The following is a 20,813-nucleotide window of genomic DNA, read 5'->3' as shown; positions in this document are numbered from 1 at the left end:
GCAGCCACAGCGGGAACATCGTGTGCCGGGGTGTGGCTGGTGGGGCCGCCTCCAATCTATCTCCTTGAATTCTCTCTTCTTCGCAGCCCGTTGCATGGTATGCGGGGTATACGCTTGCCTGTCGTTTGCCGCTATCGAGCGTCATCCTGCGTGGCGGATGCAATTTACCCGGTGCTCCGCTAGGATTAGCCACTTCCGCTATCCCAGCCGCGACGGTTTTTCATGAGTTATCAGGTTCTTGCACGCAAATGGCGCCCGCGCAGCTTCCGCGAGATGGTCGGGCAGACCCATGTGCTCAAGGCCCTGATCAACGCGCTGGATAGCCAGCGCCTGCACCACGCCTACCTGTTCACCGGTACCCGGGGCGTGGGCAAGACCACCATCGCGCGGATCATCGCCAAGTGCCTGAACTGCGAAACCGGCATCAGCGCCAGCCCCTGTGGCCAGTGCTCGGTGTGCCGGGAGATCGACGAGGGCCGTTTCGTCGACCTGATCGAGGTGGACGCGGCGAGCCGCACCAAGGTCGAGGACACCCGCGAGCTGCTGGAGAACGTGCAGTACGCACCGACCCGCGGCCGTTACAAGGTCTACCTGATCGACGAAGTGCACATGCTCTCCACGCACTCGTTCAACGCGCTGCTCAAGACCCTCGAAGAGCCGCCGCCCCATGTCAAATTCCTGCTCGCCACCACCGACCCGCAGAAACTGCCGGTCACCATCCTCTCGCGCTGCCTGCAGTTCTCGCTGAAAAACATGCCGCCGGAGCGGGTGGTCGAGCACCTGACCCACGTACTGACTGCCGAAAGCATTCCGTTCGAGGAAGACGCCCTGTGGCTGCTCGGCCGCGCCGCCGATGGTTCGATGCGCGACGCCATGAGCCTGACCGACCAGGCCATCGCCTTCGGTGAGGGCAAGGTGCTGGCGACCGATGTGCGTTCGATGCTCGGTACGCTCGACCACGGCCAGGTCTACGGCGTGCTGCATGCGCTGCTGGAAGGCGATGCCCGTGCATTACTGGAAGCGGTGCGCCACCTGGCCGAGCAGGGCCCGGACTGGAGCGGCGTGCTCTCCGAAATGCTCAACGTGCTGCACCGCGTGGCCATCGCTCAGGCGCTGCCGGAAGCCGTGGACAACGGCCAGGGCGACCGTGACAAGGTCCTGGCTCTGGCCCAGGCGTTGCCGGCCGAGGATGTGCAGTTCTACTACCAGATGGGCCTGATCGGCCGTCGCGACCTGCCACTGGCGCCGGACCCGCGCGGCGGCTTCGAGATGGTGCTGCTGCGCATGCTGGCGTTCCGCCCGGCCGATGCCGATGGCGCGCCCAGGTCGCCGCTAAAGAATCTGGGGATCAGCAAGGCCACAGCTGATTCCGACAAGACCCCAGTGGCCGGCGCTGCCCCTGTTGGCGCGCCGGCCGCTATCGTTGCTCCGGTTGCTCCGGTTGCTCCGGTTGCTCCGGTTGTTGCACAACCTGCGCCTGCTCCCGAACCTGTCGCAGCTCCAGCTCCAGCTCCAGCTCCAGCTCCAGCTCCAGCTCCAGCTCCGGTGGTTACTGCTGCACCAGTCGAGCCTGCTCCTGTGCCTGTGGTCGTCGCGCCGTCCGCCGAGTCGGCCGCGATGGTCGAAGCAGTTGCCGAGCCGGCCGTAGCCGTCGATGTGCCGTGGGAAACCAGCGCGGCGGTTGCTCCGGTCGAAGAGCGTCTGCCAGCGGCTTCGGTGCCGGCCGAGGCGCAGGCCGTTATCGTCGAAAATCAGCCAGCCGCGCCTATGGCTCTGCCGCTGGGCGAATCGACGGCGCAGGTGGTCGACAGCGCGCCGACGGCCAGCGCCGAGGCGGATGATGACGACGAGCCGCCGCCCGGTGACTACGACTACTACGAGCCCGATGCCGACAGCCTCGACTACGACTTTGATGCTCCGGCGCAGCCGGAAGCCGTGGTGGCCGAGCCACTACCGGCCGCACAGCCGGCCACTGGCCTGGCTGCCGAATGGCTGGATCTATTCCCGCGCCTGGGCCTGTCCGGCATGACTGGCAGCATCGGCGCCAACTGCACCCTGATCGAAGCCAACGGCGACGACTGGCTCTTGCACCTGGACCCGGCACACAGCGCGCTGTTCAATGCCACCCAGCAGCGCCGCCTGAACGAGGCGCTGAACCAGCACCTGGGGCGTAATCTGCAGCTGCGCATCGAGCTGATTCGCCCCGAGCAGGAAACTCCGGCCCAGGCCGCCTCGCGCAAGCGTGCGGAGCGCCAGCGTCAGGCAGAGCAGTCGATCCATGACGACCCGCTGGTCCAGCAGATGATTCAACAGTTTGGCGCGTCGATCCGCGCCGACTCCATCGAACCCCTGACTCCCTGAGTCGCATAGCAGAGGAACATCACCATGATGAAAGGTGGCATGGCAGGCCTGATGAAGCAGGCGCAGCAGATGCAGGAAAAGATGCAGAAGATGCAGGAAGAGCTGGCCAACGCCGAAGTCACCGGCCAGTCCGGCGCCGGCCTGGTGAGCGTGGTGATGACCGGTCGCCACGACGTCAAGCGCATCACCCTGGACGACAGCCTGATGCAGGAAGACAAGGAAGTGCTGGAAGACCTGATCGCCGCCGCGGTGAACGATGCCGTGCGCAAGGTCGAGCAGAACAGCCAGGAGAAGATGTCCGGCATGACCGCCGGTATGCAGCTCCCCCCCGGCTTCAAAATGCCTTTCTGATAAACGTGCCGCCCAGCCACTGCACATAGCTGTGTTGCAAGCCGGCCCGGGCATCCTCATTTACGGCCAGTAAACTCCGGTGCCCGTGCCGTCTTGCGCCTTGCTCTGCACAGCGTCTGAACGGCACTTACACCGCAGTGGCTCCAGAAAAGCCAGCACCCGGTAGTCCCCATGAGCTTCAGCCCCCTGATCCGCCAACTGATCGATTCGCTGCGCCTTCTCCCCGGCGTGGGGCAAAAGACTGCGCAGCGCATGGCTCTGCAGTTGCTGGAGCGTGACCGCAGTGGCGGCATGCGTCTGTCGCAGGCGCTGGCGGCGGCGATGGAGGGAGTAGGGCATTGCAAGCGCTGCCGTACCCTGAGCGAGGACGAACTGTGCCCGCAGTGCAGCGATCCGCGCCGCGACAATGCGCTGCTGTGCGTGGTGGAAGGGCCGCTGGACGTGTTCGCCGTGGAGCAGACCGGCTACCGCGGGCGCTACTTCGTGCTCAAGGGCCATCTCTCGCCGCTCGACGGCCTGGGGCCGGAGGCTATTGGCATTCCCGAGCTGCTCGCGCATATCGGCGCCAGCCAGTACGGCGAAGTGATCCTCGCCACCAATCCGACGGTGGAAGGTGAGGCAACCGCCCACTACATCGCGCAGATGCTTGGCGACAAGGGCATCGTCCTGTCGCGCATCGCCCACGGCGTGCCGCTGGGTGGTGAGCTGGAGTTGGTAGACGGCGGCACCCTGGCGCATGCCCTAGCCGGGCGGCGGCCGATCGGCCACTGATTCGCTGCCTGGTTACGCGGCGCCGCTAATTTTGCTGGCAACTCAAACTTGAGAAGCATTACCATTCGCGCTCTTTCGGCGTGGATGACGGATGTTTCCCATGGCGGTCAGCGCGACCCCTCAACAGCAGGCGCTCCAGCAGCTCTATCAGGATCACCACGGTTGGTTGCACGGCTGGCTGCGGCAACGCATGGGCTGCGCGCAGAACGCCGCCGATCTGGCCCAGGACACCTTCCTGCGTCTGCTGAGCAAGGAACGCGACCTCAGCCCGCTGCGTGATCCGCGTGCTTACCTGTCGACCATCGCCCATTCCCTGCTGGTCAACCACTGGCGTCGTCTGGCTATCGAACGCGCCTACCTGGAATCCCTGGCTCTGCAGCCGGAGCATTACGCGCCGTCGCCGGAGGAGCGTGAGCTGATTATGGCTACCCTGCTGCAGATCGACGCCATGTTGCGCCGCCTGCCGAGCAAAGTGCGCGATGCCTTCCTCATGGCCCAGCTCGATGGCCTGACCTACGTGCAGATTGCCGCCAAGCTCGGCGTGTCCGAGCGCATGGTGAAGAAGTACATGGCCCAGGCCATGCTGCACTGCCTGACCCTGGCGCAGGACTGACGCATGAGCCAGAGCATCGATTTCAGTGCGCTGGAGCAGGCCGCCGAATGGTTTGCCCGGCTGCGTGACGAACGCGTCAGCGAGCAGGATCGCCTCGCCTGGCAGCTCTGGCTGGAGGCACAGCCGCAGCATCGTCAGGCCTGGCAGCGGGTAGAGATGATCAGCAGTCAGTTCGAACGTCTGCCACAGCGTCAGGCTGCGCGCTCGGCGCTGCAGGCGCGGGGCATGGATCGGCGCCAGGCGCTCAAGGTGCTATCCGTGATCAGTGGCGGTACCTTGCTGGCCTTCGCTGGTCGTGGTTTGCCCTGGCAACAGTGGCAGGCCAACCAGCGCACGGCGGTGGGCGAGGTGCAGGGCAGCCAGCTGGCCGATGGCAGCCGTCTGTGGTTGAACACCGATAGCGCCCTGGATGTGGACTTCAGCGCCAGCCTGCGCCGCCTGGCGCTGTACCGCGGCGAAGTGCTGGTGGATGTGGCCGAGGATGACCGGCCGCTGTGGCTGGAAACCGAGCATGCGCGGCTGCGTGTGCAGGGTGGGCGCTTCGCCGTACGCCAGCGCGACGACGGCTATCTGGTTTCGGCCGAACGTGGCGCGCTGGAGATCCTCGGTACCCGGCATCAGGCCCTGGCGGCAGGGCAACAGGTCTGCTTCGATGCGCTCAGGGTGGGTCAGCCGGCGCCGCTACGTCCGGGCCAGCAGGCCTGGGCCCATGGCATCCTGCAGGCTGACGACATGCCGCTGGGCGAGTTCATCGCCGAGCTGGGGCGCTACCAGCGCGGCCACCTGGGTTGCGACCCGCAAGTGGCCCATCTGCGCCTGGTCGGCGCCTTCCCCCTGGCCGAGCCGGAGCGCATCTACGCCGCGCTGGAAGCCAGTCTGCCGGTACGTGTGGTACGTCGCCTGCCGTGGTGGATCAGCATCGAGCCACGCGACTCAGCTGCGGTTTGAGTGCAGGCGAAAATATTTTTCATTTGCGGTTCCCCTTTTTCTATCTCGCCTGGCTCTAGGTGCAAAAGGGCGATTTCGCCCGCCATTTCATCAAGACCCAGGGGATTTCCATGTCTACCACTCATATCCAACGCCCGGCCCCTCAGGCCCTGCGCCGTGCCATCCGCGCCGCCGTGCTGGCCATGCCGCTGGCGGCCCTGCAGCCGGCGCTGGTTGGCGTGGCCCATGCCGCGGATACCGAGCAGAGCCTGCGCAGCTACAGCATCGCGGCCGGCCCGCTGTCGAGCGCCCTGAGCCAGTTCGCCAGCGAGTCGCAGATTCTCCTTGCCGTGGACGGCCAGCTCACTGCCGGCAAGCAGAGCACCGGCCTGCAGGGCCAGTATTCGGTGGATGAGGGCCTGGCCCAGCTGCTGCAAGGTAGCGGTCTGCAAGTGGTGCGGGACGCCAGCGGCGGCTACTCGCTGAGCCTGGCGGGCGAGGGCGCTAGCCTGTCGCTGGAAACCACCAACGTGGAAGGTTTTGCCCTGGGCAACGCGCTGGGCAGCATGGATGGCTACAACGCCACCCACAGCAGCGTGGCGACCAAGACCAGTCTGCCGCTACTGCAAACCTCTCAGTCGGTTTCCGTTGTGACCCGCGATCAGATGGACGATCAGGGTTCCCGGACCGTATCTGAGGCCATGCGCTATGCCCCTGGGGTGCTGATCAACCCCTACGGTGCGACTCACCGTTACGACTATGTTGCCATGCGCGGCTTCAATGACGGTTCAGTCGACAACATCATCGTCGATGGTCTGAAGTCCATGGGGGATGCTGGTACTTACAGCAGCCTACAAGTTGATCCGTATTTCATCGAGCGTATCGACATTCTCAAGGGGCCTTCCTCGGTACTTTACGGGCGAAGCAACCCAGGTGGTTTGGCTGCTCTGACTACTAAACGGGCGCAGTTCGATGCGCAGAACGAAGTTCAGCTATCTGCCGGTAGTCATGACTACAAGAGCATTGGCTTCGATTCCACTGGGCCACTGACCGAGAGTGTTGCCTACCGTCTGGTTGGCTTGGCCAAGGACAGCGATACCCAGTTCGATTACACCGAAGAGACCCGCTACACCCTGATGCCGAGCCTGGCCATCAACTTTAGCGAAGACACCGCACTTAATCTTTACGCCTATCTGCAAAGTGACCCGCAAGGTGGTTACCACGGAGGCTTGCCTGCTTCCGGAACGCTCTATCCGCACAGCAACGGCAAACGCATCGACGAGAACTTCTTTGAAGGAGAGTCCGGTTTCGATACTGCCTCGCGTGAGCAGCAAATGGTCGGCTACGAGCTGGAGCATCGTTTCAACGATGTTTGGAGTGCGCGGCAGAACTTCCGCTACCTCGACTCGACCATGACGGTTGATCAGATCTATGCCTATGGCTACGACATCTACACGCCAAATCCTAACGAGCTCTACCGTCTCTACACCGGCGCGGAAGAGGCGTTGCACTCGTGGATCGTGGACAACATGCTGCAGGCAGAGTTCGCCACTGGTCCGGCCACACATACCCTGGTCATGGGGCTGGACTACCAACGCATGAAGACAGTGGTGGATTGGACCAATGGTGCAGCCAGCAACCTTAATCCGTTCAATCCGGCCTACGGCAATGACACTGTTGCTTTTACCCCGCCGACCGATCTGTACAGCTATCTGCGCCGTAAAGAGCAGACAGGTGTCTACGTGCAGGATCTCATCGAGGCTGGTAATTGGAACATTTCGCTGGGCCTGCGCAATGACTGGTTTGATGTCTCAGAAGAGAACCGTATAGACGAGTTCGCTTGGGATACGAACATTCCTGGCTATGTGGTAGCTCGTCCAGGCGGCACTGAAAATTCCCTAGATGACCAAAAGCTGACCGGCCGTGCTGGCGTGCTGTACCGCTTCGATAATGGTCTGGCGCCCTACATCAGCTATTCCGAGTCGTTCAACCCGTCCACATACAGCGATGCCGCGGGCAGCCTGATCGATCCATCCGAGGGCAAGCAGTGGGAGGTAGGTCTGAAATACCAGCCCAACGGTAGCGATGATCTGTATTCCCTTTCCCTGTTCGACATTCGTCAGCAGAACGTAGCGACCAAGTTGGCCAATGAGTCCTTCTACCGCAATGTTGGCGAGGTTCAGTCTCGAGGCGTGGAGCTGGAGGGGCGGGTACAGCTAACGGATAACCTGCGCCTGCTGGGTAGCTATACCTACACCGACGTGGAGTACAGCAAGAGCTACTTCAGTGCCGATATCAGTCAGGTCGTCACTGATGTGAAGGGCAATACCCCGGCGCAGGCTCCGGAGCATATGGCCAGTCTGTGGGCCGACTATCGCTTCAATCAAGGTGCTCTCACTGGCGTGGGTGCTGGTCTCGGTGTGCGCTATGTCGGCAAAAGCTGGGCGGATGCAGAGAACACCGTACACGTGCCGTCTTACACCCTGTGGGACGCGTTGCTTAGCTACGACCTCGCTCAGGTCGGGTTGCACGGGGCCTCGGTACGCCTCAATGCCAATAACCTGCTCGACGAGCGTTATGTGGCTTCGTGCGGCAACCTCAACTACTGCTACTACGGCGAGGAGCGCAACGTAATGGCGACCATCACCCAAGAGTTCTGATGCCTTGATACGGCCGCCGCTTCGCGAGGAGCGGCGGCTTTCTACTGTCTGCGAAACGGAAAATCATGACGCGCAACATTCTGGTCCTGCTGCATCGCTACCTGGGGCTGGCCACGGCGGTATTCCTCGCACTGGCCGGCCTCACCGGCAGCGTGCTGGCCTTCCATCACGAGCTGGACGAATGGCTCAACCCACAGTTCTACCAGACCGACCATGCCGCCACGGTGCGTATGGATGGGCCGAGCCTGATCGAGCAGCTGGAGGCGCAATACCCGCAGCGCCTGGTCTGGTACCTGGAGCAGCCGGACGAGCCCGGGCACTCGGCGCTGCTGGCCACCATGCCGCGTACCGATCCGGCCACCGGCCAACCGTATCCGCTGGCGCCACGGGTGTTCTATCTCGACCCGGCAGACGGCAAGGTGCTGGGCGAGCGCGAGTGGGGCGCCTGCTGCTTCTCGAAGGAGAACCTGGTGCCGTTCACTCTCGAGTTCCACTACAACCTCAGCCTGCCGGGCAACTGGGGCATCTGGCTGATGGGCCTGGTCGCCATTGCCTGGACCCTCGATTGCCTGGTCTCGCTGTGGCTGACCCTGCCGCGCGGGCGGCCGTTCTGGCGCAAGTGGGGCAAGGCCTGGAAGATCAAGCGCCAGCGCCTCAACCACGACGTGCATCGCGCCGGCGGCCTGTGGCTGTGGTTGCTGCTGGCGCCGGTGGCAGTGAGCAGCGTGGCGATGAACCTGCCGGCGGAGGTATTCAAACCGGTAGTGTCGCTGTTCTCCGAGGTGCCGCTGAGCACCTACGAGGCGCGTGGGCGTCTGCCCAAGGAAGAGTTGGGCGAGTTGAGGCTGGATTATCGCCAGGCTTACCGGCTGGCGCGCGAGGAGGGCGATCGCCTTGGCCTGCACGCACCGATCACCGAGCTGTACTACAGCTTCGAGTACAACTTCTTCGGCGCCGGCTTCGGCGACCACGCTAGCGACGAAGGCAATGCCTGGGTCTTCGTGCATGGCCAGGATGGCAGCGTGATCGGCCGCGAGATTCCCGGTGTCGGCACTCTTGGCGAGCGCTTCTATCAGCTGCAGCTGCCGATCCACGGCGGGCGCATCCTCGGCTTCCCCGGGCGGGTGCTGATCGCCGTGCTGGGCCTGGCCATCGCCGTGCTCAGCGTCACCGGCATCGTCATCTGGTGGCGCAAACAGCGTGCACGGCGCTTTGCCGGGCGACGTGGCGAGGCTGCAGCGCTCACTTCAGTCCGGTGAAGGCAGGGGCGTTGGCGCGGTAGTAGGCGAGGGCGTCGACGAAGCGCTCGGCCTGCTGGCGCTCGGCAATGTGGAAGTCGCGCAGCGTGTCGCCACTCGGGCCGCTCAGGCGCACCAGGTAGCCCGTGCCGCTGCGGCGCAACTGGATGCCATCGAGCGAGCTGAAGTAGATGCGCTCGCGAATGTCCTGTGGCGTACCGGTGGCGTCGTCCGCGCTGTCGCGAAAGCCCAGGTAGCGACTGTCCAGATAGGTGGCGGCGGGCTGCTGTGCCGCTACCTCGGTGATCACCGCGTAGGCCTCGCGTTCGGAGATGGCCTGGGGCTGGTAGCTCAGCGTGGTGCAACCCACCAGCAGCAGGGCGATGCAGATGGCGCGCATTTTCTTTCTCCCAGGCAGCGAGTTCGGGATATTCCGGCCCCCGCGCCGGTCATAGCGTCGTCCGCCATCCGCTGCCATGATGGCGGCCCAGCGCTCCCCCCGAACTACTCCCTGGAAAATTCGTGATTCCTGCTTATCTTCGCCGCGCCGCGCTGCTCGCCATCCTGGGCGTGCCGCTCGGCGCCTCTGCTGCCTGCCCGGTGGGGCAGATGGAAATCTGCTTCACCAGTTGTATCTGCGTGCCCGATGTCGAGCAGGTTCGTACCCAGGTGCTCGGCTCGGCGTCGGTGACGCTCGAACGCTGGATCCTGCAATCGCGCGATACCGCCCTGATGGCCGGTACCCAGCCGATGCCACTGGAGATGCGTGCACAGCTGACGTCCTATTACGACAGCGCCTTGCTCGATACGGTTCGCTTCCGCGTCGGTGCGCTCGACGAGATGGACGTGGCCAGCGCCATGCTGCAGAACCCGGACATCCAGGCGGTGACCTTGGTCGATGTGGTGGTGTTCCGCAGCCAGGAGGCCGCCGAGCAGGACATCGCCCTGTGGGCCCACGAACTGTGGCACGCCAAGCAGTATCGCGAGTGGGGCTCGACCGTGTTTGCCCAGCGCTACACCCGCGACTTCGAGTCGGTGGAGAAGCCGGCCTACGACATGCAGATTCAGGTGATGCGGGCATTGCGTGCGGCAAAAACGCCATGACTTGAAAACCAAGCAAGCGCTCGGTTAGGGTGGCGAAAACAAAAACGGGAGCCACCCGCATGTCCGCCTTACAGGAATACTTCGACCAATCCCATCAACTGGTCCGTGACTCGGTGCGCCGCTTCATCGAGCGCGAGGTCCTGCCGCATGTGGCGGACTGGGAGGAGGCCGAGGAGTTTCCCTGCGAGCTGTACCGTAAGGCTGGCGCCGCCGGCATCCTCGGTATCGGCTATCCGGAGCAGTACGGCGGCAGCCACGAGGGCGACCTGTTCGCCAAGGTGGCGGCCAGCGAGGAACTGATGCGCTCCGGCTCCGGTGGTCTGGTGGCCGGCCTCGGTTCGCTGGATATCGGCCTGCCGCCGGTGCTCAAGTGGGCCAAGCCGGCGCTGCGTGAGCGTGTGGTACCCGCCGTGCTGGCCGGCGAGAAGATCATGGCCCTGGCGGTGACCGAGCCCTCCGGCGGCTCGGACGTGGCCAACCTCAAGACCCGCGCCGTGCGCGATGGCGATTTCTACCGCGTCAGTGGCAGCAAGACCTTCATCACCAGCGGCGTGCGCGCCGACTACTACACGGTGGCCGTGCGTACCGGCAGCGAGGGTTTTGGCGGCGTCAGCCTGCTGCTGATCGAGAAGGGTACGCCCGGCTTCAGTGTCGGCCGCTCGCTGAAGAAGATGGGCTGGTGGGCCTCGGACACCGCCGAGCTGTTCTTCGACGACTGCCAGGTGCCAGTGGAGAACCTGATCGGCGCCGAGAACATGGGCTTTGCCTGCATCATGGCTAACTTCCAGAGTGAACGCCTGAGCCTGGCGCTGATGGCCAACATGACCTCGCAGATGGCGCTGGAGGAAGCCATGGCCTGGGCCCGCGAGCGCGAGGCCTTCGGCAAGCCGATCGGCAAGTTCCAGGTGCTCAAGCACCGCCTGGCCGAGATGGCCACCCAGCTGGAAGTCTCGCGCGAGTTCACCTATCGCCAGGCCGCCAAAATGGCTGCCGGCAAGAGCGTGATCAAGGAAATCTCCATGGCCAAGAACTTCGCCACCGATGTGGCCGACCGCATCACCTACGACGCTGTGCAGCTCCTCGGCGGCATGGGCTACATGCGCGAATCGCTGGTGGAGCGCCTGTACCGCGACAACCGCATCCTCTCTATCGGCGGCGGTTCGCGGGAGATCATGAACGAGATCATCAGCAAGCAGATGGGACTGTGACGACTGCCCTCGACAGGTTGGGTGCCGCTCAGTAGCTTCGCCTGATCTTCTGGCTTCATTGGATAAGCCGAGTTGGGTTCTAAAAGGACGCTGAGTTAATGAGAGTCTGGGAGCGGTGCAAGGGAGTCTTGCTGCTGGCATTGCTATTCAATGTGGCTGCGTGCATGCCTGACGATGAACCTCAGTACAAGAGTGCCGCCGAGTTTGAGGCAGCCGTTGCATCTTGGAAGTTGACTGGCAAAACGGAGCAGGAGGCTATGCATTTGCTGAGTCAGCAAGGATATCTATGTAAACAAGACTATTGCTATCGGCAGGTTAGGGGCTTGGTGTGTAGTCAAAGGCTCCGGGTTCATTTCGAACTGGATGGACTGCGAGTGGCAGAGACGCGAGTTTGGAAGACCCCTGATGGCAATCTTCCTAGTGTCTGCTTGTGAGCCGCAGTGCCTGTGGCTAACCCTCAAATACCGGTTATGAGTCACCGTATGAGAAAGATTTTCTCGGCTTTTATCCTTCTTCTTGCCCCTTTGGCGTTCGCCGCAGGCGGCTCCGGCGAGTACGAGCTGGATTGGCCCGTCGCCGGCGAAACCCTGGCCTACCGCTCCTGTGGTTGCGGTGATGCCTGCTGGGTGGCCCAGGTGCGTGATGTGGCGAGCGGCGAGCCGAAGGCGACGCTGAGCTGTGACTGCGAGGCGCTGTTCTACGCCGCAGGTAGCGCGGAGAAGCAGTCGTTGAACGAGTCTTGCCAGGCGATCAATCAGGGCGAGGACAAGGCGGCCCTGATCCGATCCAGGTTGCAGCAGCTGCGCTAATCCGCAGCTGCCAGCTGTGGCGAGCGCAGATCAGCGCTCGTCGAGGGCGAAGGCGGTCAGGCAGAAGGTGGGGATGCCCATGTCCTGCAGCTTCTGCGAGCCGCCCAGTTCGGGCAGGTCGATAATGGCGGCGGCCTCGTGCACCTGGGCGCCGAGGCGTCTGACCAGGCGGGCGGCGGCCAGCAGGGTGCCGCCAGTGGCGATCAGGTCATCGAAGACCAGCACGCGGTCGCCTTCGCACAGGCTGTCCGCATGTACTTCCAGCAGCGCTTCGCCGTATTCGGTCTGGTAGCTCTCGGCGATGACGTCGGCCGGCAGCTTGCCTTGCTTGCGGAACAGGATCAGTGGCTTGTTCAGCTCATAGGCGATCACCGAGCCGATCAGGAAGCCGCGGGCGTCCATGGCGGCGACGTGGCTGAAATCGGCCTCGACATAGCGCTGGATGAAGCTGTCGGCGACCAGGCGCTGGGCGCGCGGCGACTGGAACAGCGGAGTGATGTCGCGGAACACCACGCCAGGCTTGGGGAAGTCCGGCACCGGGCGGATCAGCGATTTGATGTCGAATTCGTCGAAAATCATGGGGTACTGCCTCAGTCCGCCAGGTTGCCGCCGGCCAGCGAGCACAGCTCGATGGGGTCGAGAATTTGCACTTCCTTGCCTTCGGCATTGATCAGGCCGTTTTGCTGGAAGCGGGTGAACACCCGCGACACGGTTTCCACGGCCAGGCCCAGGTAGTTGCCCAGCTCGTTGCGCGACATGGACAGACGGAACTGCTGCGCCGAGAAACCACGGGCGCGGAAGCGTGCGGACAGGTTGACCAGGAAGGTGGCGATGCGCTCGTCGGCGGTCTTCTTGGAGAGCAGCAGCATCATCTGCTGGTCGTCGCGGATCTCGCGGCTCATCACCCGCATCAGTTGGCGGCGCAGCTGTGGCAGCTGTACGGACAGCTCGTCCAGGCGTTCGAAGGGAATCTCGCAAACCGAGGTGGTTTCCAGCGCCTGGGCCGACACCGGGTAAACCTCGGTATCGACGCCGGACAGGCCGACCAGCTCGCTGGGCAGGTGGAAGCCGGTGATCTGCTCCTCGCCCGCATCGCTCAGGGTGAAGGTCTTCAGGGCGCCGGCGCGCACGGCGAACACCGAGTCGAAGGCATCGCCCTGGCGGAACAGGAATTCGCCCTTCTTCAGCGGGCGGCCGCGTTTGACGATGCGATCCAGCGCGTCCATGTCCTCCAGGTTCAAGGACAGCGGCAGGCACAGGGGCGCCAGGCTGCAATCCTTGCAATGGGCTTGATGGGGGCTGTGTACCTTGATGGTTTCTGACATCGGAGTTCCCTGACTGCAGATCACACACAAAGACAAAGGGTAACCCATGGCCCCGCTCGTGGGCCAGGGTGACCATGGTGGTATAGGTCTGACTGATTGCTCAAGTTTTCCCGCAGCGGCCCGATATGCAGGCTAGAGACGCGCCGAGGGGAACTCCATGTTGAAAATAAACGTGAATAGCTTGAGCGAGCGCCTGGCCCTCGGCGTGCAGCGCCAAGCCGCTCGTGCCGAGGGCGAGGTGCCGAGCGAGCAGGAAGTGCGTGATGGCCTGCGGGTGAGCCTGTCCGAGCTGGGGAAGGTGCGCGCAGCGGCCAAGAACGACGATATCGACGAGGCCAACCTGCCGGACAACATCAAGGAAATCCTCAAGCTGATCCGCGCCCTGCGCCAGCAGATCGCCGAGAAGCAGGCCGAACTGCAGGCGCTGATGGCGGAATCAGGGGCGGACCCGCAACTGCAGCAGGCGAAGGCCGAGGCGCTACGCAGCGAGCTGGCCTCGCTGCAGGGCGCGCTGAGCACGGCGCAGGCCGGCCTGGTGCAGGCGCTCAAGGATCAGCGCCTGAGCGATGATCAGCGGATGCAAGCGGCCAGCCTGGCCATGGCCTGAGCCAGGACTGGCAGGCCCTCAGATCACCCGCGAGAAGCGCTGCTGGTTCTGCTGCTCCAGGTAGTGGTCGAACAGCATGCACAGCGAGCGCACCAGCAGGCGTCCTGCCGGTTTCACCTCGATGCCACGTTCATGCAGGTCGATCAGGCCGTCGCGGGCCAGTTGCTGTAGCTGTGGCCAGATGGCCGAGAAGTAGCTGCGGAAGTCGATGGCAAAACGCTGCTCGATGTCAGCGAAATCCAGCTGGAACTGGCAGATCAGTGCCTGAATCACGGCGCGGCGGACACGGTCGTCGTCGTTGCACTGCAGGCCGCGCTGGGTAGGCAACTGGTCGTTGCCCAGGCTTTGCTGGTAGTTGTTCAGGTCGCTGCTGTTCTGGCTGTAGAGATCACCGACCTGGCTGATGGCCGATACGCCCAGGCCGATCAGGTCGCAGTGGCCGTGGGTGGTGTAGCCCTGGAAGTTGCGCTGCAGGGTGCCGTCTTCCTGGGCCATGGCCAGCTCGTCGTCGGGCAGGGCGAAGTGGTCCATGCCGATGTAGCGGTAGCCTGCTCTGGTGAGCTGTTCGATGCTGCGCTGGAGCATTTCCAGCTTCTGCGCCGGGCTGGGTAGTTCGCTCTCGTTGATCCGTCGCTGCGGCATGAAACGCTCGGGCAGGTGGGCGTAGTTGAACACCGACAGGCGATCCGGCTGCAGCGCGATGACCTCGTCCACCGTGCGGGCGAAGCGTTCCGGGGTTTGCCGCGGCAAGCCGTAGATCAGGTCGATATTCACCGAGCGGAACTGCAGGGCATGCGCCGCGTCGACGATGGCGCGGGTCTGCTCCAGGGTCTGCAGGCGATTGATCGCGCGCTGTACCTCGGGGTCGAGGTCCTGCACGCCGAGGCTGACGCGGTTGAAACCGAGCTCGCGCAGCAGGCCCATGGTCGACCAGTCTGCCTCGCGCGGGTCGATCTCGATGCCGTAGTCGCCGCTATCGTCGTCCAGCAGGTGGAAGTGTTTGCGCAGGTGCTCCATCAGCCGACGCAGCTCGTCGTGGCTGAGGAAGGTCGGGGTGCCGCCGCCGAAGTGCAGTTGCTCGACCACCTGGCCCTTGTCGAGGTGGCAGGCGATCAGCTCGATTTCCTGCTCCAGGCGTTCCAGGTACGGCAGGGCGCGGCCGCGATCCTTGGTGATCACCTTGTTGCAGGCGCAGTAGTAGCAGATGTTGGCGCAGAACGGCACATGCACGTAGAGCGACAGCGGGCGCATGGCCTTGCGGCTGTCACGCAGCGCATGCAGCAGGTCGAAGGAGCCGACTTCGCCGTGGAACTGCACGGCGGTGGGGTAGGAGGTGTAGCGCGGGCCTGGCCGGTCGTGGCGGCGGATCAGGTCGGCGTCCCAGTGGATGGCGTCGAGCATTGGAGAATCCCTGGAATGGACAGTGCAGCCAGTCTAGGGAGTCGCGTCGTTGAGCCTTTTGATTTGTATCAATGGCCCATCAGCCAGTGCTGGTGCGGCCCGGGCAGGGTCCAGAGGCCGAACAGGATCACCAGCAGGCCACCGGCGATACGCACGCCACGCTTGCGCAGCAGGGCGGTGATGCGTTCGGCGGCCATGCCGGTGGCCAGCAGCACCGGCCAGGTGCCGAGACCGAAGGCCAGCATCAGCAGGCCGCTGTCGACCGGCGAGCCCTGGCTGGAGGCCCACAGCAGGGTGCTGTAGACCAGGCCGCAGGGTAGCCAGCCCCAGATCGCGCCGAGCAGCAGGGCACGTGGCAGGCTGCTGACCGGCATCAGGCGGCTGGCGATCGGCTGCAGATGGCGCCACAGATGGCGGCCGAGGCCCTCGATGCGGGTCAGGCCGCTCCACCAGCCGGCCAGGTACAGGCCCATGGTGATCAGCAACAGGCCGGCGATCACCCGCAGGAGCATGGCCGCAGGACTGCTGGCCACGGCCCAGCCGGCCAGGCCGATCAGCAGGCCGGCGGCGGCATAGCTGAGGATGCGGCCGAGGTTGTAGGCCAGCAGCAGGCGCAGACGGCGGTTGCGTTGCTCGGGCGGGATGGCCAGGGTCAGGGCGCCCATCAGCCCGCCGCACATGCCCAGGCAGTGACCGCCGCCGAGCAGGCCGAGGATCAGCGCGGAAAGCAGCTGGGGTGCCAGCTCAGGCACGCGGCTCGTCCTTGGCGTCGTCGCCGCTGTCTGCCTCGGCGATGCCGGCCTTGTGCTGCGGGTCTTCGTCGTCGAACAGGATGCTGTGGGCCGGGCCATCCAGGTCATCGTACTGGCCGCTGTCCACTGCCCAGAAGAAGACCCAGATGGCGACTCCGACCAGGGCCACGGCAATAGGGATGAGAATGTAGATGGCGGACATGGAGGCTCCGGGATTTACACGGCGCAGGTGAATGGCCGCATCAGGACTGCACGCGGGCCAGGCGCAGGGCGTTCAGCACCACCAGCAACGAGCTGACCGACATGCCGACCGCAGCCCACATCGGGGTGATCCAGCCGATGGCGGCGAACGGCAACACCAGGCCATTGTACAGAGTCGCCCAGGCCAGGTTCTCGACAATCACCCGGCGGGTGCGGCGGGCCAGGGCGAAGGCCTGCACCAGGCTGCTGAGGCGGTTGGACAGCAGCACGGCGTCGGCACTGGTCTTGGCGAGGTCAGTGGCGCTGCCCATGGCCACGCTGATATCGGCGCCGGCCAGCACCGGCACGTCGTTGACGCCATCGCCGAGCATCAGCACGCGGCGATCACTCTCATGCAGCTCCTTGAGTACGGCGAGCTTGGCGTCCGGGGTGAGGCCGCCGCGGGCATCCTCGATGCCTAGCTGGCGAGCGACTTCGCCGACCATGGGCGAACTGTCGCCTGACAGCAGCAGGATGTTCCAGCCCTGGGCGCGGCAGGCGGCGATCAGCTCGGGGGCGTCTTCGCGCAGACGGTCGTCGAGGACGAACCAGGCCAGCGGGCCGCGCTCGTCACCGAGCAGCAGCCACTGGCCGTGCTCGCCAGGAATCGCCGGTGTGTCACGCCCGGCCAGGGCGGCGACATAACCCGGCTGGCCGATGCGCAGGCGGCGCCCCTCGATCACGCCTTCAAGGCCTTGGCCTGGTGCGCTGACCAGCTGTTCGGCGCCACGGCTGCTGTGGCCGAAGGCGCGGGCGATGGGGTGTTCCGAGCCGTGCTCCAGCGCAGCTGCCAGGCCCAGGCAGGCGTCAGAGTCCAGCTCGCGCAGGGTCTCGATGCGGCTCAGGGTCAGACGGCCTTCGCTGAGGGTACCGGTCTTGTCGAAGATCACCGTGTCGATCTGCTTCAGGCCTTCCAGCACATGACCACGGGTCAGCAGCAGGCCGAGCTTGTGCAGGCTGCCGGTGGCGGTGGTGAGGGCGGTCGGCGTGGCCAGCGACAGCGCGCAGGGGCAGGTGGCGACCAGCAGGGCGAGGACGATCCAGAACGCGCGCTCGCTGTCGATCTGCCACCAGACCAGGCCGACCACGGCGGCAAAGGCCAGCACGATCAGCAGGAACCATTGCGCCACGCGGTCGGCCAGTTCGGCCATGCGCGGCTTGTCGGCCTGGGCGCGTTCGAGCAGGCGGACGATGGCGGACAGCCGGGTTTTCTCGCCCAGGGCCTGGACCTCGACGGTCAACGGGCCTTCGACGTTGAGCGTGCCGGCGGTGACGCAGTCGCCTTCGGCGCGCGGCAGCGGCAGGTATTCACCGGTGAGCAGCGACTCGTCGACGCTGGACTGGCCGGCGATGATGCGCCCGTCCGCCGGCAGCTGGGCGCCCGGCGGGACCAGTACATGGTCGCCAATCGCCAGCTCGCGCAGCAGTACGCGCTGGCTCTGCCCGCTGGAGTCCAGGCGCAGGCACGAGGGTGGCAGCAGGCTGACCAGTTGCGCGGTGGCCGCCGCGGTGCGTTCGCGGGCGCGCCGCTCCAAGTAGCGGCCGGCCAGCAGGAACAGGGCGAACATTCCGACGGCGTCGAAGTACAGCTCGCCGTCGCCGGTGATGGTCGACCAGATGCCGGCCAGGTAGGCGCCGCCGATGGCCAGGGATACCGAGACGTCCATGGTCAGGTGACGGGTGCGCAGGTCGCGCAGCGCGCCGCGGAAGAACTGGCCGCAGCAGTAGAAGACGATGGGCGTGGTGAGGAACAGGCTGGTCCAGCGCAGGATCATGTCCAGCTCCGGCGAGAGGTCGACATTGACCTCCGGCCAGGTGGCCATGGTCGCCATCATCACCTGCAGCCACAGCAGCCCGGCGACGCCGATCTGGCGCATCGAGCGGCGGTTCTCCTCGGCCAGGCGCGCGCTGGCTTCGTCGTCCTGCCAGGGGTGGCCGGCGTAGCCGATGCGACGCAGCTCGGCGAGTAGCTGGCTGAGCGGCAGCTGGCTGTCGGACCAGCGCACCAGCAGGCGCTGGTTGGACAGGTTGAGGCTGGCCTCGGCAATGCCTGGCAGGCTGCGCAGGTGTTTCTCGATCAGCCAGCCGCAGGCGGCGCAGCTGATGCCTTCGATCAGCAGTCGTGTCTCGCTCAGCTCGCCCTCGTGCTGCACGAAGCCCTGCTGCACCTCGTCGCGATCATATAGCTCCAGCTCGTCCGGCAGGGCCTTGGGCAGGGCCTGCGGGTTGATCGCGTTGTCGCTGCGGTGGCGGTAGTAACCGTCCAGGCCGCCAGCCACGATGGCTTCGGCCACGGCCTGGCAACCCGGGCAGCAGAAGGCCCGCGTCTCGTCGAGTACGCGGGCCTCGAAACGGCTGCCGGCAGGAACCGGCAGGCCGCAGTGATAGCAGGGAAGAGGGCTGCTCATGCGCGGGGAAACTTACTCGCCGAGCTGGATGGGTTGGCCGCTGGCCACCTGTTCTTCCTCGAACAGGCGCCAGTCCTTGCCGCCTTCCTGGCCGATCAGCTCGACGAAGCGACGACCCTCGACGGCGTCCAGCAGGTTGCCGGCGTAGCTGCCGTCGGCCTGGGTCTGCAGCACCACGCGGCGATCACGCTCCGGCTGGGTCGGCGAGATCAGGTTGAGCACCAGTTGCGGTGGGTTGCTGTAGCCCTGCAGCTGCAGGCTGACGGTGCCGCGCTCGTTGTCCAGGGTCAGCGCCGCCTTGAGCTTGAGACGCTCGGCCAGCTCCTCGCGTTCCAGCGAGGTGTTGATGCCCTTGCCGACGTCGTAGTAGTTGTCCGACAGCAGGCCCGGCGGATTCTTGGTGGCGATCACCAGCATGCTGGTACCCAGCACCACGGAGAGGCCGAGGATGCCGAGGATGAACCAGACCCAGACTTCTTTGTACCAGGGGTTGACCGGGGTTTGTTGCGACGACATTGGATAGCCTTGTTCAGCGCACGCTCGGGCCGATGAATCGGCTGTCGGCGTCGTTCTCGATGGATGGATCTTCCAGGGCTTTGACCCTGAAGCGGATTTCATTGGCGCTGGAAGGCAGCTTCTCCGGCTCGATGGACAGTTCCACCGGAATCGACAGCACTTCGCCGGCGATTGCCTTCACTTCGCGTTTGCCTTCGTACTCGAGGCCGTCGATGCCCTCGACGGAAATCAGGTAGGTCAGGTCGCGCTGGGCCTTGTTCATCAGTTTCACGGTGTAGACGTTCTCGACGTGGCCCTGTTCGTTCTCGCGGAACAGCACGCGGTCCTTGAGTACGTCGATCTCCACCAGCGAGCGGCTGGCGATGGCCCAGGCGAACATGGCCATCATCGCCACCAGCGCGACGGCGTAGCCTATCAGGCGCGGCCGCAGCAGATGGGTCTTCTGCCCGGAAAGATTGTGTTCGGTTGTGTAGCTGATCAGGCCCTTGGGGTAGCCCATCTTGTCCATGATGCTGTCGCAGGCGTCGATGCAGGCGGCGCAGCCGATGCACTCGATCTGCAGGCCGTCGCGGATGTCGATGCCGGTGGGGCAAACCTGGACGCACATGGTGCAGTCGATGCAGTCGCCGAGGCCCTCGGCCTTGTAGTCGACGTTCTTCTTGCGTGGGCCACGGTGCTCGCCGCGGCGCGGATCGTAGGAGACGATCAGGGTGTCAGCGTCGAACATCACGCTCTGGAAGCGCGCGTAGGGGCACATGTAGATGCACACCTGCTCGCGCAGCCAGCCGGCGTTGCCGTAGGTGGCGAGGGTGAAGAAGCCGACCCAGAAATAGGCCCAGCCATCGGCGTCGCCGGTGAGCAGCTCGGGGATCAGCTCGCGGATCGGCGCGAAGTAGCCGACGAAGGTCAGGCCGGTGGCCAGGCCGATGAGGATCCACAGGCTGTGCTTGGCGGCCTTGCGGGCGAACTTGTTGGCGCTCATCGGCGCCTTGTCCAGCTTCATGCGCTGGTTGCGGTCGCCCTCGGTGACCTTCTCGCACCACATGAAGATCCAGGTCCATACGCTCTGTGGGCAGGTATAGCCACACCAGACGCGGCCGGCGAACACGGTGATGAAGAACAGGCCGAAGGCGGCAATGATCAGCAGCGCCGAGAGCAGGATGAAGTCCTGCGGCCAGAAGGTGGCGCCGAAGATGAAGAATTTACGCTCCGGGAGGTTCCACCAGACGGCCTGACGGTCGTTCCAGCTCAGCCATACGGTGCCGAAGTAGAGAATGAAGAGGAAGGCTCCGCCGCTCAGTCGCAGGTTGCGGAACAGGCCGGTGAAGGCGCGGGTGTAGATCTTTTCGCGGCTGGCGTAGAGGTCGACGGTTTCGCCGCTCTTGGCCGGGGGAGGGGTGATGTTTCGGACTGGAATCTGTTCGCTCATCAGGGTCGTACCACGGCTTGGGTGAGTGCTCCTTCGATACTTGCCGAAGGAGTCAGAATTTCACGGCACTATGGTACGCCTGATCGAGCATTG

Annotated in this window: 20 protein-coding genes; 11 read left to right on the top strand and 9 right to left on the bottom strand. The window is 64.6% G+C overall.

Features of this window, described 5'->3' with window-relative positions; all coding sequences use genetic code 11:
* The first annotated feature begins 222 nt into the window (after window positions 1-222).
* From dnaX to IP89_RS02970, 7 genes are all read left to right on the top strand, one after another.
* Complete coding sequence (dnaX, locus tag IP89_RS03000) at window positions 223-2,361, top strand: DNA polymerase III subunit gamma/tau (RefSeq protein WP_043307564.1); 2,139 nt, start codon at window positions 223-225, stop codon at window positions 2,359-2,361.
* Between the two features lie 24 nt (window positions 2,362-2,385).
* Window positions 2,386-2,712 carry a YbaB/EbfC family nucleoid-associated protein gene (locus IP89_RS02995; protein WP_003460931.1) on the top strand — a complete coding sequence of 109 codons (327 nt, stop codon included), beginning with the start codon at window positions 2,386-2,388 and terminating at the stop codon, window positions 2,710-2,712.
* Between the two features lie 171 nt (window positions 2,713-2,883).
* Window positions 2,884-3,483 carry a recombination mediator RecR gene (recR, locus tag IP89_RS02990; RefSeq protein WP_043307562.1) on the top strand — a complete coding sequence of 200 codons (600 nt, stop codon included), beginning with the start codon at window positions 2,884-2,886 and terminating at the stop codon, window positions 3,481-3,483.
* Window positions 3,484-3,583: 100 nt separating this feature from the next.
* Window positions 3,584-4,096: a sigma-70 family RNA polymerase sigma factor gene (locus IP89_RS02985; RefSeq protein ID WP_043307560.1), complete on the top strand. Its 513-nt coding sequence runs from the start codon at window positions 3,584-3,586 to the stop codon at window positions 4,094-4,096.
* A gap of 3 nt (window positions 4,097-4,099) precedes the next feature.
* Complete coding sequence (locus IP89_RS02980; RefSeq protein ID WP_043307559.1) at window positions 4,100-5,044, top strand: FecR domain-containing protein; 945 nt, start codon at window positions 4,100-4,102, stop codon at window positions 5,042-5,044.
* 110 nt (window positions 5,045-5,154) lie between these two features.
* The gene (locus IP89_RS02975; RefSeq protein ID WP_052080933.1) at window positions 5,155-7,683 is read left to right on the top strand and encodes a TonB-dependent siderophore receptor; all 2,529 of its coding nucleotides are present in this window, start codon (window positions 5,155-5,157) and stop codon (window positions 7,681-7,683) included.
* A gap of 65 nt (window positions 7,684-7,748) precedes the next feature.
* The gene (locus tag IP89_RS02970) at window positions 7,749-8,942 is read left to right on the top strand and encodes a PepSY domain-containing protein (protein WP_043307557.1); all 1,194 of its coding nucleotides are present in this window, start codon (window positions 7,749-7,751) and stop codon (window positions 8,940-8,942) included.
* Here IP89_RS02970 and IP89_RS02965 read toward each other — a convergent pair.
* Window positions 8,926-9,321, bottom strand: a complete 396-nt coding sequence (locus IP89_RS02965) for a hypothetical protein (RefSeq protein ID WP_043307555.1) — start codon at window positions 9,319-9,321, stop codon at window positions 8,926-8,928. The two genes, IP89_RS02970 and IP89_RS02965, sit on opposite strands and share 17 nt — an antisense overlap.
* Before the next feature lie 122 nt (window positions 9,322-9,443).
* Here IP89_RS02965 and IP89_RS02960 point away from each other — a divergent pair, with 122 nt between their 5' ends.
* From IP89_RS02960 to IP89_RS02950, 3 genes are all read left to right on the top strand, one after another.
* Window positions 9,444-10,025, top strand: coding sequence for a DUF4157 domain-containing protein (locus IP89_RS02960; protein WP_043307554.1), 582 nt, complete (start codon window positions 9,444-9,446; stop codon window positions 10,023-10,025).
* 59 nt (window positions 10,026-10,084) lie between these two features.
* The gene (locus IP89_RS02955; protein ID WP_043307552.1) at window positions 10,085-11,233 is read left to right on the top strand and encodes an acyl-CoA dehydrogenase family protein; all 1,149 of its coding nucleotides are present in this window, start codon (window positions 10,085-10,087) and stop codon (window positions 11,231-11,233) included.
* 482 nt (window positions 11,234-11,715) lie between these two features.
* A complete protein-coding gene (locus tag IP89_RS02950) occupies window positions 11,716-12,042 on the top strand; it encodes a hypothetical protein (RefSeq protein ID WP_052080928.1) in 327 nt (108 codons plus the stop codon).
* A 30-nt stretch (window positions 12,043-12,072) separates the two neighbouring features.
* Here the strand turns inward: IP89_RS02950 and IP89_RS02945 are convergent, their stop codons facing one another.
* Window positions 12,073-12,621, bottom strand: a complete 549-nt coding sequence (locus tag IP89_RS02945) for an adenine phosphoribosyltransferase (protein WP_043307549.1) — start codon at window positions 12,619-12,621, stop codon at window positions 12,073-12,075.
* Between the two features lie 11 nt (window positions 12,622-12,632).
* Window positions 12,633-13,367 carry a fumarate/nitrate reduction transcriptional regulator Fnr gene (gene fnr, locus IP89_RS02940; protein WP_043307547.1) on the bottom strand — a complete coding sequence of 245 codons (735 nt, stop codon included), beginning with the start codon at window positions 13,365-13,367 and terminating at the stop codon, window positions 12,633-12,635.
* A gap of 172 nt (window positions 13,368-13,539) precedes the next feature.
* Between fnr and IP89_RS02935 the strand changes: the two genes are divergently transcribed.
* On the top strand, window positions 13,540-13,974 hold the full coding sequence (locus IP89_RS02935; RefSeq protein WP_043307546.1) for a hypothetical protein: 435 nt from the start codon (window positions 13,540-13,542) through the stop codon (window positions 13,972-13,974).
* 18 nt (window positions 13,975-13,992) lie between these two features.
* On the opposite strand, the gene hemN is transcribed toward IP89_RS02935, so the two are convergent.
* From hemN to ccoG, 6 genes are all read right to left on the bottom strand, one after another.
* Window positions 13,993-15,375, bottom strand: a complete 1,383-nt coding sequence (hemN, locus tag IP89_RS02930; RefSeq protein WP_043307544.1) for an oxygen-independent coproporphyrinogen III oxidase — start codon at window positions 15,373-15,375, stop codon at window positions 13,993-13,995.
* Between the two features lie 68 nt (window positions 15,376-15,443).
* Window positions 15,444-16,127: a sulfite exporter TauE/SafE family protein gene (locus IP89_RS02925; RefSeq protein WP_043307542.1), complete on the bottom strand. Its 684-nt coding sequence runs from the start codon at window positions 16,125-16,127 to the stop codon at window positions 15,444-15,446.
* On the bottom strand, window positions 16,120-16,329 hold the full coding sequence (ccoS, locus tag IP89_RS02920) for a cbb3-type cytochrome oxidase assembly protein CcoS (protein ID WP_043307540.1): 210 nt from the start codon (window positions 16,327-16,329) through the stop codon (window positions 16,120-16,122). The genes IP89_RS02925 and ccoS overlap by 8 nt, the downstream gene beginning before the upstream one ends.
* Before the next feature lie 40 nt (window positions 16,330-16,369).
* Window positions 16,370-18,775 carry a heavy metal translocating P-type ATPase gene (locus tag IP89_RS02915; RefSeq protein ID WP_043307538.1) on the bottom strand — a complete coding sequence of 802 codons (2,406 nt, stop codon included), beginning with the start codon at window positions 18,773-18,775 and terminating at the stop codon, window positions 16,370-16,372.
* Between the two features lie 12 nt (window positions 18,776-18,787).
* Window positions 18,788-19,291 carry a FixH family protein gene (locus IP89_RS02910; RefSeq protein WP_043307537.1) on the bottom strand — a complete coding sequence of 168 codons (504 nt, stop codon included), beginning with the start codon at window positions 19,289-19,291 and terminating at the stop codon, window positions 18,788-18,790.
* A 13-nt stretch (window positions 19,292-19,304) separates the two neighbouring features.
* Complete coding sequence (gene ccoG / locus IP89_RS02905; protein WP_043307535.1) at window positions 19,305-20,720, bottom strand: cytochrome c oxidase accessory protein CcoG; 1,416 nt, start codon at window positions 20,718-20,720, stop codon at window positions 19,305-19,307.
* Window positions 20,721-20,813 lie beyond the last annotated feature (93 nt).

Origin of the sequence: Pseudomonas sp. ML96, assembly GCF_000761545.1 — a bacterium.
Classification (GTDB): domain Bacteria; phylum Pseudomonadota; class Gammaproteobacteria; order Pseudomonadales; family Pseudomonadaceae; genus Aquipseudomonas.
The sequence above is the reverse complement of the archived record's forward strand: the minus strand, read 5'-3'. Positions and strand labels throughout refer to the sequence as shown.